The following is a 12,941-nucleotide window of genomic DNA, read 5'->3' on the forward strand; positions in this document are numbered from 1 at the left end:
CCTAGCCCTCCACTTTTTGGATGCACCACGAAATCAAGCTCTCAAGACGTTCCAGATTTTCAGTCATATGGAGATAACCCATGACTGCTTCAAAACCTGTGGACATACGGTAAGTCACTACATCAGCATTTTTAGCCTTGGTGTGGCTATTGGTATTGCGACCACGTTTGTAGATTTCTTCTTCTTTTTCCGTTAGAACTTGCTCCTCCAACATGAGAGCAATCAGGCGAGCTTGAGCCTTGGCTGAAACATACTTGGTCGCTTCTTGATGGAGTTTATTGGGTTTGGTCATGCCTTTGAGGATGAGGTGGCGGCGAATATACATGGAATAAACCGCATCTCCTTCAAAAGCTAGCGCAATCCCGTTAATGAGATTGACATCAATCACGTGTCCACCTCACTCCATCTTTGGTATCAAGGAGCTTAATTCCTTGAGCAGCCAATTGGTCACGGATTTGATCCGCTGTCGCAAAGTCACGATTTGCACGCGCTTCTTGACGTTTTTGGATCAAGTCTTCAATCTCTACATCCAAAACTTCCTCAACAAAGACAATTCCAAAGACTTCTAACATATCCGCAAGAGCTTGCTTAACACTTGCATCATAATTGCCAGAGTTAATCCACTTGGCCATTTCAAAGACTACTGTAATACCGTTGGCAGAGTTGAAATCCTCATCCATAGCCGCTACAAACTTATCTTTAAAGGATTGTAACTCTTGGGCGTCCACATTTCCTGTAAAAGGTTGCTCGTAAGTATTCTTCAGATACTTAAGATTAGTCTCTGCATCGCGCACCGCTTTTTCCGTAAAGTTGATTGGCTTGCGGTAGTGTTGAGTCGCAAAGAAGAAACGGAGTACTTGGCCATCGAGCGTTTTGAGAGCATCATGAACAGTGATAAAGTTCCCCAAGGACTTGGACATCTTGACATTGTCAATATTGACAAAGCCATTGTGCATCCAGTAGTTGGCAAAAGTCTTACCTGTTTTGGCTTCTGACTGGGCAATTTCATTGGTGTGATGCGGAAACTCCAGATCGGCTCCACCACCGTGGATATCAATGGTATCTCCCAAAATCTCTGTCGACATGACTGAACACTCGATGTGCCAGCCCGGACGACCAGGTCCCCAAGGACTGTCCCAAGAAATCTCGCCTGATTTGGCAGATTTCCAGAGGGCAAAGTCTACAGGATTTTCCTTACGACCTGTTTCTTCATCGGTACGACCTGAAGCACCCAGCTCCAAATCTTCCAAGGTTTTATTAGCCAATTTGGCATAGTTGTGAGATTTTTCCACACGGAAATAGACATCTCCTTGACTCTCGTAGGCAAAGCCTTTTTCAATCAAGTCTTCCACAAAGCGGATGATGTCAGCCATAAACTCCACCACACGAGGATGGCGGGTCGCAGGTTTGACGCCCAAGGCTGTCACATCCTCACGAAAGGCAGCGATGTACTTGTCCGCAACCTCCTGAGGCGTGATACCTTCTTCCTTGGCACGGTTGATAATCTTATCATCCACATCCGTAAAATTGGAAATATAGGCAACCTCATACCCACGGTATTCAAAATAGCGACGAATGGTGTCAAAAGCCACTGTTGAGCGGGCATTCCCCACGTGGATATAGTTGTACACAGTTGGCCCACAAACATACATCTTGACCTTGCCGTCCTCAATCGGGACAAACTCTCGCAAATCACGAGACATGGTATCGTAAATTTTAATCATAAATCATAGTCAGGAAAGCTGAAATCCAAGAACAATTAGTTTCATCACTAAGAGTTCAATTGAATTTCAGTCCGAATCTCTCTACACTTCGGAATCCCTTGCTCCTTTCTAAAAAGTAAAAGAAGAATCAAATAAATGCAAGAAAAGGGCTGACAGTCGCCCTTTTGCTTTACGACCTACTCAGTCGAATATCGTCTTTTAAAAAATGTTAATAGATAAAAGAATCATCATAAATTACAACCCAGACGATCTGTGACTGGCTTCTTTAGCCTGCTCGAGTTTATTGACGTAGTACTCTCGTTTTTCTTCGACTTCGTGAATGACCGGCTCATCCTTTTTACCATATACACGGACAATCTTAGCAGGAATACCGACAACCGTCACATCACTAGGTACGTCTGCTACAACAACTGCTGCAGCACCGACTTTGGCATTTTCACCGATTTCTACTGGTCCGATAACTTGGGCATGGGCTGATATGAGTGCTCCCTTTCGAACGGTCGGATGGCGTTTGCCAACATCCTTACCAGTCCCACCAAGAGTCACTCCGTGATAAAGGAGAACACCTTTTTCAACGATCGCTGTTTCCCCAATCACCAGACCAGAGCCGTGGTCGATAAAGACACCTGAATCAATCTGGGCGCCTGGATGAATCTCAATCTGAGTCCAGAATCGCCAAAACTGACTGTGCATACGAGCCAGGAGTTTGAAGCCATGCTTCCAGAGAAAATGCGAGAGACGGTGGGCCGCCAAGGCCTTGACACCTGGATAAGTCAGCAAAACCTCCAAAGTGGTGCGGGCCGCTGGATCATTTTCTTTTACGATATCAATGGTTTCGCGCCACCATCCCATACATTTCTCCTTTTCTTATTCTGAATCTTTTGGTGTTCCTGTAAATTCTTTCTTAGGTTTGTGGTCCTTGTGATGACGTGGACGGTGAGGTCTCTCAGACTTTTCGCCTTTCTCATCACGTTCAGGTTTTGGAGGACGAGGAAGAAGAGCTTTCATAGAAGCATCCACACGTCCTTTTTCATCAATCTTGATAACCTTAACATCAACTTCATCCCCGATTGCTACCAAGTCTTCGACATTATTGGTACGCGTCCAAGCCATCTCAGAGATATGAACAAGGGCATCTGTCTTATCAAAAAGGTTAACAAAGGCACCAAATTTCTCGATACGAACGACTTTAGCACGGTAAACTTCGTCCACCTTAGCTTCACGGACTAAACCAGCAATGATTTCTTTGGCACGGTTAATAGCATCTTGGTCGCTAGAGTAGATAGACACATTTCCTTCTTCATCGATATCAATCTTAATCTTGTCCACATCAATCTTGATGGTATCAATTTTCGGAGCAGTTGGAGCCAATTCTGGACGAACTTCTGGAATGGTTGCTTCAATCACATCAAGGATTTCAAAACGCGCTTTCTTGGCTTGGGCAAGTGCTTCTGTCAAGATTTCTGCAGTAATCCCTTGAATTTTGATATCCATTTGTAGGGCTGTAATCCCGTCACGAGTTCCTGCAACCTTGAAGTCCATGTCTCCAAAGTGGTCTTCCAAACCTTGGATATCTGTCAAGACTGTGTAGTTGTTTCCATCTGAGATGAGACCCATGGCAATCCCTGCTACTGGCGCCTTGATTGGCACACCACCAGCCATAAGGGCAAGAGTTCCCGCACAGATAGAAGCTTGAGATGAAGAACCATTTGATTCTAAAACTTCTGCTACCAAACGGATAGCATATGGAAATTCTTCCAAACTTGGCAAAACTTGAGCAAGAGCACGCTCACCAAGAGCACCGTGACCGATTTCACGACGACCTGGCGCACCGTAACGACCAGTTTCCCCAACAGAGTATTGTGGGAAGTTATAGTGGTGCATAAAGCGTTTCTTGTACTCTGGATCCAAACCATCAATGATTTGAGTTTCTCCCATTGGAGCCAAGGTCAAGACTGAAAGGGCCTGAGTTTGTCCACGAGTGAAGAGACCTGAACCGTGCACACGAGGAAGGAAGTCAACAACCGCATCCAAAGGACGGATTTCATCGACCTTACGACCATCAGGACGTACCTTATCTTCTGTGATCAAACGGCGCACTTCAGCGTGTTCCATTTGTTCCAAGATTTCAGCCACATCACGCATGATACGGTCAAATTCTTCGTGGTCCGCATATTTTTCTTCGTAAACAGCAGTTACTTGGTCTTTGACTGCTTGAGTTGCAGCTTCACGGGCCAATTTTTCTTCTACTTGGACAGCTTTTTGGAGGTCGCTGTTGTAGGCTGCGATGATTTCAGCTTGCAAGTCAGCGTCCACATGAAGCAATTCCACTTCTGCTTTTTCTTTACCGACTGCTGCAACGATTTCTTCTTGGAAAGCAATCAATTCTTTGACTGCTTCGTGCCCTTTGAGAAGGGCTTCCAACATGATTTCTTCTGACAATTCTTTGGCACCAGACTCTACCATGTTGATAGCGTGCTTGGTACCAGCTACTGTCAACTCAAGGAGAGATTGCTCTGCTTGTTCTTGCGTAGGGTTGATGATGATTTGACCATCCACATAGCCCACTTGCACCCCAGCGATTGGTCCGTCAAATGGAATGTCTGAGATAGAAAGCGCTAAAGATGAACCAAACATAGCTGCCATTGGTGCAGAAGCATTTTCATCGTAAGAAAGCACAGTGTTAATCACTTGCACTTCATTACGGAAACCTTCCGCAAACATTGGTCGGATTGGACGGTCAATCAAACGCGCTGTCAAAGTCGCATCCGTTGAAGGACGTCCTTCACGTTTCATAAAGCCACCAGGAAACTTCCCAGCTGCATACATTTTTTCTTCGTAGTTGACTTGAAGAGGGAAGAAATCTCCAGTTGCCATTTTCTTAGACATAACGGCAGCAGTCAAGACAGTTGACTCACCGTAACGTACGACAACTGCGCCATTCGCTTGCTTAGCAACCTGACCAGTCTCTACGATTAACTCACGACCCGCAAAAGTCGTTTGAAACACTTGTTTTGTCATTTTAATCCCCTTTGGATTGATGAAATTATACGCCTTGCCTACAAAGATCAAGATACCAAGGACGTCAAAAGCAAAGTAAAAATAGGAAACTGACGAAGTCTTCGATGAAGACAAGACAGTTTATCTTTTTTACACAGCTTTTCGGCCGGGTTCAATTACACAAGATAGCATTCGATTGACGCAGTGTACCATGTACACCAGGAAATCTATCTTTTTCACTAGGGATTTAGCCCGTGTTCAATTACTCAAGATACTAAGCCGTCAAGCAACTCAAAGGAAAATAGGAAATCGAACGACGGAGCGACTGCTCCTAGGGAGATTTATCTTTTTCCACAGAGTTGTAGGCGTGTTCAATTCTCAAGATACAAATCATTAGAAAGGTTTGATACTAAAGCATCTAAACCTTTCACGCTAATCGCTATCAGGCGATTAGCTAAATGCTTTACTAACTCTCTCGTCAAATAATATCGATTTGACTCGATCGTGTCGCTCTTTCCTACCGTTAGTTATCAGAAAGATTTGATGCTAAAACATCTAAGAGTTTCAGTTTAAATGCATTGTATTATTTAATACCCTCATCTTTGTATCAAGTACGTACAGAGTTTATTTTATCATATTTTTCTTAAAAAGTGCGGTCTTTACCATTAAAAAGGAACCATTCCCCTCACCTGAGAAGAATGGTTTGTTTTTTATTATCCTAGAGACTGATGATTAAACAAGGCATGGGTTGCTTGGTGGATGTATTTTGCTGTTTCAGCATTGTTCATGGTGTAAAGATGCACACCGGCGACATCCTGAGTTACCAAGTCCACGATTTGGTCCACTGCATAGGCAAGTCCTGCTGCTCTGAGCGACTCAGGGTCATGCTCATACTTGTCTAAGATGGCTTTAAATTTGCGTGGAAGATGGATATTCTCACAAGTCTTCAAGAGGCGGAGAGCCTGATTTCGATTCAGAATCGGCATAATCCCTGCATGAATAGGAACATCAATCCCAGCCAAGATACACTTGTCTTGGAAATCATAGAAACGCTCATTGTCAAAGAAAAGCTGAGTCACAAGGCTCGAACAACCTGCATCTACTTTCTTCTTAAGATTTTGAATATCTGAAATCTGATTTGGTGAATCTGGATGACCTTCTGGATAACAAGCACCAACAATATCAAAGTGAGGAGCTTGCTCCTTGATGAACTCGATCAAGTCAGTTGCGTAGCGGAAATCCTTTTGTGGTTCCACATCTGGAATAATATCCCCACGAAGAGCCAAGATTTTCTGCACTCCAACCTTGTCCAAGTCGGCAATCGTTTCAGCCACCTTGTCCTTGGTTAGATAGATAGCTGGCAAGTGAGCAATAGTCGGAATCGCCAAATCATTTTGGATAAAGTCAGCCAAACGGACCGTCGTTTCCTTGATATTAAATTTATTATTGCTGGCAGTCACACTGATAAAGTGAGGAGCCAACTCCTGCATATCTTGAAGAGCAGAAATAATGTTATCATTACCCACGGCTGGGTTTGGAGGGAACACTTCAAATGAGAGTGACGGTGTTTGGCGTGACATAGTCATTATCCTTTTCTAGTTAATTTTTTCGTTAGCTGGATTCCTAGAATCCAAGTGAAACAGGTAGATTGACCAAACAGCGCTTCTTGAGAAATCCTTATCTTACAATTTCTCACGCGCAGCTTTAGCTGCTTCCACAAGGCGGATCAAGCTTTCTTTTGTTTCTGGAATACCACGTGTTTTCAAACCACAGTCAGGGTTGATCCAAACTTTCTTGCTTGGCACTTTAGCAAGAATAGCTTCGATTGTGTGGTCGATTTCGCCTTCATTTGGCACACGAGGTGAGTGGATATCGTAAACCCCAGGTCCCACTTCTGTTTGGAAGTTTTTCGCTTTGAGTTCGTCCAAGATTTCAAGGTTTGAACGGCTAGCTTCAAAGGAAATAACATCTGCATCCATGTTGTCGATAGCTGGGATGATATCTGTAAATTCTGAGTAACACATGTGAGTGTGGATTTGAGTATCTGGAGCTACTGTTGAGTGTACCAAGCGGAAGGCAGGAATTGCCCAGTCAAGGTAGTCTTCGTACCAGTCGCTACGACGGAGTGGCAATTTTTCACGAAGAGCAGCCTCGTCGATTTGGATGATTTTCACACCAGCAGCTTCAAGGTCAAGCACCTCATCCTTGATAGCAAGGGCGATTTGAAGAGTAGAATCCTTGATAGAGATGTCTTCACGTGGGAATGACCAGTTGAGGATGGTAACAGGTCCAGTCAACATACCTTTAACAGGTTTGTTTGTACGGCTTTGTGCATAGCTAGACCATTTAACAGTGATAGGGTTAAGACGAGTGACATCACCCCAGATGATTGGTGGTTTAACTCCACGCATACCGTAAGATTGTACCCAACCATTTTTAGAGAAGAGGTAACCTGACAAGTTTTGACCGAAGTACTCAACCATGTCGTTACGCTCGAACTCACCGTGAACAAGGACATCAAAGTCGATATCTTCTTGCCATTTGATCCATTCGTCGATTGTTTCAGCAAGGAAAGCGTCGTACTCTTCTTGAGACAATTCACCTTTACGGTAAGCCAAACGTTTGGCACGAACTTCTTTTGTTTGAGGGAATGAACCGATAGTTGTTGTTGGAAGAGCTGGAAGTTTGAAAGCTTCTTCTTGGATAGCTTCACGCTCTGCAAAAGCTGGCAAACGAGTGTAGTCAGCGTCTGTCAAACCAGCGATGCGCGCACGAAGTTCTGCATTAACACCAACACGTTCAGTCGCAAAGAGTTCTTTGTTAGCTGCAAGAGCTTCTTCACCTTTACCATTGCGGATAGCATCCAAATCACGGATTTCATCCAATTTTTCAACTGCGAAAGCAAAGTGGTTCAAGATAGCTGGTTCAAATTCTTCATTAGCAGTTGTAAATGGCACATGAAGAAGTGAGCATGAGCTTGTCAATACGATGTTTTCAGCTGGGATTTGCTCAAGAATAGCCAAGCTCTTTTCGTAGTTGTTACGCCAGATGTTTTTACCATTGACAATACCTGCATAGAGAGTCTTGTCAGCTGGGAAGCCACCTTTAACCAATTCAAGAGTTTTCTTACCTTCAACGAAATCAAGACCAATCGCATCAACTGGCAAGTTTACAAGATCAGCGTATACGTCACGAACATCTCCGAAGTAAGTTTGAAGCAAGACTTCAAGACCTTTTTTGTCAGCCAAAAGTTTATTGTAAAGGTTCAAGAAGAGAGCTTTTTCTTCAGCTGTCAAGTCTTTTACAAGAGCAGCTTCATCCAATTGGATGCGAGTTGCACCAAGTTCAGCCAATTTTGCAAAAACTTCTTGGTAAGCAGCCACTAAGCTGTCTACGAAGTCTTCTGCTTTCACACCTTCTTCAAAGTCTGACAATTGAAGGAAAGTGAATGGACCTACAAGAACTGGACGAGTGTTCAATCCAAGTTCTTTTGCTTCTTGGAACTCATCGAAAATCTTGTGACCTGCAAGTTTAACTTGAGTGTCTTTTTCAAATTTAGGAACGATGTAGTGGTAGTTAGTGTTGAACCATTTCTTCATTGGAAGAGCGCGAACATCCCCTTTTTCTCCTTGGTAACCACGTCCCAAAGCAAAGTAGCGCTCAAGGTCAGACAAGTCCAAGTTTTGAACAGAAGCAGGTACCACATTGAAAAGGAAAGCTGCATCTAGGAAGTTGTCATAGTGAGAAAAGTCATTTGATGGAATTTCAGTGATGCCTTTTTCTTTGACAATGTTCCAGTGTTTAGCACGCAAGTCTTTTGCTGCTGCCAAGAGTTCTTCTTCTGAGATTTCTTTTCTAAAGTATTTTTCAGTTGTAAATTTTAATTCGCGGAATTCGCCCAAACGAGGGAAACCGATGATTGTAGTTGACATGATGTGTCCTCCAAAATTTGTTGTTGAAACTATCTTAACAGAAAAGAATGCGTCTGTATAATTGTAAAAAATTAGGCTTTGATATAGTTTGAAACTATACCTCTGTTTTGGACAAAAGAAAAAGACTTGAGACAAATGCCTCAAATCCTTTGTGTAGCTTGTTTTTGGCTGTTTTTTAGTTGGAATACTCAAATACGTTATTAGTAATTCTTATAAGTGACTATGACTTGTTATTAGAAAAGACTATAGGTTAGTTTTCTTTTGTAATTCTGATATTTCTCTGAAAAGTGCGGACGGGAGGTAAAATTATCCAGTGGATGATTCTAGCCAACCAAGTAATTTCATCCCTATCAACCTTTTTTCTGTTCAAGTGGGACGACTGCTAGTGTCTTTCCTAGACTGGCTAGGACTTTTAAGACTGTGTCCAACTGAGGGCTTGTCTTGCCTGTCTCCATCCTAGCTATGACAGGCTGGCTTACTCCACTAAGTTCTTCTAGCTTTTTCTGACTGATTCCTTGTTCATGCCTAGCCTCAATCAGCTCACTCATAATAGCCACTCGCATATCACTTTCAAGGATTTCCTCCTTGGTAAATAGTTCAGACCGGACATCCTTCCAATTACTCTCAATGGCACTATTCTTCATCACTTACCCCTCTTTCTTTTTAGTCTTTCAGTTCACGCTCTGCTACTTAGAAAGTATAACTCAAAAGTTATTAAAAGTAAATCCCAACACTCATAAAAAAGACCTTAGAAAAATTCCAAAGGTCTCATCTTTATTATTCGAAAAAATTACGGGAAGAGTTATAAATCGAAGACAATTCTTACTATTATTCCAGCTCTATCCCCTTCTCACGGAGATTATCCAAACACTCCTCATAGTAGGCGTCGTCATGTTCGCTATATATAGGGCTAGTCAACTTCTCCTCTGCTAAATCTTGGTAAGGAGGGCAGGTCTTGCCACGGTAGTTCTTGTCCAGCCACTCTGGACTGACATTGTAGCCACGGTCAGCCATCTCCTCCATAATCAAGCGATGATAGGCATAGAGATGATAGGGCGAGTGGGTAAAGACATAGTCAACCGTCGCATGCTTTCTGCCCCAGCCATTACCACGCAGGGCGCAACACTCTCGATGTTGCCCCAAAAGTTGAGGACGGGGAAGTTGCGAAATCAAAACCTCATGCCAAAGTCTCATGGGAGTCTCCTTTCAGCAAGCTAGAATTTTGCAGATAAGCATTTGGGTAACGTTCAAGCAGCTCTCTCGTCTTAGCAATTAATTCTTCTTTGGTGGCATGACCAGAGTGATAACGCTCCAGTAAAAACATATAATCCTTGCGTTCAGTCTCCGTTGCTTTCTTCTTGAAATAACCCCAAATATGTTGAAAGGCATTGCAAACCTGACCCCTGTGTTCTGGAATATGGCAAGCACAGTCAATCATCTCTTGAACCAGACTCAATTCCACCTCTTCATTCTTGAGATACTGGCGAATCTCATTGTAAATATTGCTAGAATGACTCAAAACAAGGTATTTGTTTCTAGCCCAGAGATGTTGGCATTGGGATATTTGGTTAGTTTGTTCCATGTTTCTCCTTGTTTTCTATCCGTTTCCAGGGAATATGGAAACAAAGTTATCTCTTAAAAATGAGCGAAAAGAGAGTGTTTACACAAAATTGTTGACAGTATCAAATTAGAAAATGCAAAATTTATAAAATCTGAAAAAGACGAAAAGATTTTTTATCTATCCACGTAGAATATTATTTTTGTATACTAATTGCTCAATATCGTTACAATAATTCTTGAAAAGTATGTTAAATTTTTCTAAATTACCTAAATAAAATTTTTTTGATATTGAAGTGATTTGATTCCAGGAAGCATCCCACGTATTTACAGATAATTCCGGTTCATCATCATTTACGATATTTCTAAATTTGAAACTATCTTTTATTATTTGTTTTGCGAGATCTAATAGTTCATTATCTTTATCATCCAAATAATTTTTATTTTCTTCAAGAAATCTTGTAACATAAGGAATTGAAGAATGTGAAATTGCGTCATCAAATATTTGGTCATTATTATACTCATCTGCTAATTCCCTAATTTCTTCAGGGTACATAAAGAACCATGGATTAAGATTATCACAGTTAAAGTTCAAGTAACCTTTGCGGTAGCTGATTATATTATTGTTTGGACTAAAGATACTATAGATTACTGATTTTACCTTCAGTTCTTGAAATTTAGGATTATTAATGTCTGGAGCAAGAAATTCGTCTTTTTGATTTCTCCAAGTCGGTTTAACTACCTTTCGACTTGCAAAGACAATCATTTGATAATCAAAGGTATTTTCGGTAATCATAGCAGTCTTAATATGTCTTTTAATTGGACTGCTCATAAGATATACACCTTTGTTTGAAGCTTCAATGTTGTTTGTATCATTTATAACATAGCCAATGGCGTTCTGTGGAATATTAAGCTCAATGTTTTCAGATTTATAACGTGATTTAAATTGAATTACATTTTTTGTTGCTGTAACTGGTTTTTCAGTGTGTTGGATTAAAAAATCTTGTAAACTTATCAATTCAGGATCATCAGTATTCCATAAATTTTTAGTATCTATAATTTGTACATACCCAATTTCATCTACACTGAGAACATTATGAATAAATTCATACTGAGGTTTAGAGGAGGAAGATTCTATACCTTTCCAAATTGAAAAATCGATAGCCCAATTACTTTTTACATCAGCAAAGTTACTAGCTTGGAAAATATTTCCCTCTAAAAATTTAAACTCACTAAGAAGAAGTTTTCTAAATTTATCGAATTTGGACCCAGTTAGGAATAACGATGGAGAGAAAATGCCAATGTATACATTGGTTAAATTCAATTTTTGTTTTAATTTTATAATACGATATAAAAATTGAGCATATAATTGTTCTTGTACTTTAAGTTTTTTTTCTCTCATTTCATCTTGTATTTTACTCTTTGAAATACCTGATTTTATTCTAGAAGACGATGAGTTAGAGTTTCCTGCAGTTGCATAAGGTGGATTAAGGTAAAATAAAAAATTTGTTGTAGGATGATTTATTAGTATATTTACAAGTGAGGATGGTAACTTTTCGGTTTCATGAATAAATAAAGAATCATCTTCAAAATTAAAATCGTCTTCAAGGAAATTGAATACAAATTTTTCCGAACCAGCGTTATACTGTTGCCCTTGATCCAGATCACTTTTATTCAAAGTACTGGCATACAACTTTTCAAACTTATAATCTCGTGTTAAATTTCCTGTCCCCCATGCAGGATCCCAAACAACGAATTCATTTCTCCAGTTTTTTCCTATGTATTTCTCTAATCTTTTTTGAGAAAATTCAACAAAAGAGCTCGGAGTATAGAACTCACCGTTAGATCGTCTTTCTAAATCGAAAATAAGCCTATCAGAAATTCCAGTAAATTTACGTTTTTCAGAAGGTTTATAATTTTGATCAAAATGACTAATAAAAGATAGATAGTTAGCTTTATTTATAAGAATTTCTTTGCCATTAATATTTAGTTTATTGCCGGTAGAGGAGATAAATACACTTTCTCTATCAATTGCAATAGTAAGGAATAAAGATACCAATTCTTCTGCTGAATAAGCACTTGGATTCACAATAATATCACAAATAAATCTCCCGAAAGCTATACTAATATTTGATTCGGTTATTTTTATTTTAGTACCATTGTCTGAGGAAAGATTCTGAATATCGTGAATTAAGTCATTAAAAGTAAATTTTTCAGATATCTTGTGAAGATAGTAACGAATATCACCATCATTTTCTAAATCTACCAGGAGAGTAGAAGCATATTTTCTAGGTGCTTCAGAAGGTGATACAGACCAATCAATATCAGAATTATCAAGATATTTAAGTAGTGGTTTTGAACTAATTACGAATGCATATTCTTGATCACCTATCAAAACCATATTAGGAATCTTTGCAGTATTTTCTCTCAAGTTCCGAATATAAAATAATGATTGAATCAAAACTCGCAACGCATTAGCCCTTTTATTTAATTGAGCTTGGTATTTAAATTCCATCAGTAAAAAAATTTCTCTCTCAGAAAATTGAAGTTCAATAAAACCATCTGTTCTTTGTGAATCGCTTGGTTGAGTAACTTTAAAAGTTGCAGAAATAGCATCCCAATAAGCGTGCTCAACTCCTTTTTCAGATGATGCGAACTGTAATGATTTAATTAGTTTCTTATCAATTCTATTAGAAGCTTTATAATTAAATATCGAATCACTCATATA

At 40.2% G+C, this 12,941-nt stretch carries 10 protein-coding genes; all 10 read right to left on the reverse strand.

Annotation, left to right across the window (positions count from 1 at the left end; all coding sequences use genetic code 11):
* Position 1: 1 nt before the first annotated feature.
* Positions 2–388 carry a Mini-ribonuclease 3 gene (locus HMPREF2613_RS06490; RefSeq protein ID WP_000567913.1) on the reverse strand — a complete coding sequence of 129 codons (387 nt, stop codon included), beginning with the start codon at positions 386–388 and terminating at the stop codon, positions 2–4.
* Positions 381–1,724, reverse strand: coding sequence for a cysteine--tRNA ligase (gene cysS / locus HMPREF2613_RS06495; RefSeq protein ID WP_070479779.1), 1,344 nt, complete (start codon positions 1,722–1,724; stop codon positions 381–383). Before cysS ends, HMPREF2613_RS06490 begins: the two co-directional genes overlap by 8 nt.
* A gap of 234 nt (positions 1,725–1,958) precedes the next feature.
* Complete coding sequence (gene cysE, locus HMPREF2613_RS06500; protein ID WP_070479780.1) at positions 1,959–2,576, reverse strand: serine O-acetyltransferase; 618 nt, start codon at positions 2,574–2,576, stop codon at positions 1,959–1,961.
* A 15-nt stretch (positions 2,577–2,591) separates the two neighbouring features.
* Positions 2,592–4,745, reverse strand: coding sequence for a polyribonucleotide nucleotidyltransferase (gene pnp / locus HMPREF2613_RS06505; RefSeq protein ID WP_070479821.1), 2,154 nt, complete (start codon positions 4,743–4,745; stop codon positions 2,592–2,594).
* A gap of 692 nt (positions 4,746–5,437) precedes the next feature.
* Entirely contained in the window at positions 5,438–6,304 is an 867-nt protein-coding gene (gene metF, locus HMPREF2613_RS06510; protein WP_000089967.1) for a methylenetetrahydrofolate reductase [NAD(P)H], read from the reverse strand.
* Between the two features lie 102 nt (positions 6,305–6,406).
* Positions 6,407–8,656, reverse strand: a complete 2,250-nt coding sequence (metE, locus tag HMPREF2613_RS06515; protein ID WP_070479781.1) for a 5-methyltetrahydropteroyltriglutamate--homocysteine S-methyltransferase — start codon at positions 8,654–8,656, stop codon at positions 6,407–6,409.
* 350 nt (positions 8,657–9,006) lie between these two features.
* Positions 9,007–9,300 carry a helix-turn-helix domain-containing protein gene (locus HMPREF2613_RS06520; protein ID WP_070479782.1) on the reverse strand — a complete coding sequence of 98 codons (294 nt, stop codon included), beginning with the start codon at positions 9,298–9,300 and terminating at the stop codon, positions 9,007–9,009.
* Between the two features lie 184 nt (positions 9,301–9,484).
* Positions 9,485–9,850: a TIGR02328 family protein gene (locus HMPREF2613_RS06525; RefSeq protein ID WP_070479783.1), complete on the reverse strand. Its 366-nt coding sequence runs from the start codon at positions 9,848–9,850 to the stop codon at positions 9,485–9,487.
* Complete coding sequence (locus tag HMPREF2613_RS06530; protein ID WP_070479784.1) at positions 9,834–10,238, reverse strand: YbgA family protein; 405 nt, start codon at positions 10,236–10,238, stop codon at positions 9,834–9,836. Before HMPREF2613_RS06530 ends, HMPREF2613_RS06525 begins: the two co-directional genes overlap by 17 nt.
* Before the next feature lie 156 nt (positions 10,239–10,394).
* A complete protein-coding gene (locus HMPREF2613_RS06535; RefSeq protein ID WP_070479785.1) occupies positions 10,395–12,938 on the reverse strand; it encodes a hypothetical protein in 2,544 nt (847 codons plus the stop codon).
* Positions 12,939–12,941: the final 3 nt, after the last annotated feature.

Source organism: Streptococcus sp. HMSC070B10 (assembly GCF_001808665.1).
Lineage (GTDB): Bacteria > Bacillota > Bacilli > Lactobacillales > Streptococcaceae > Streptococcus.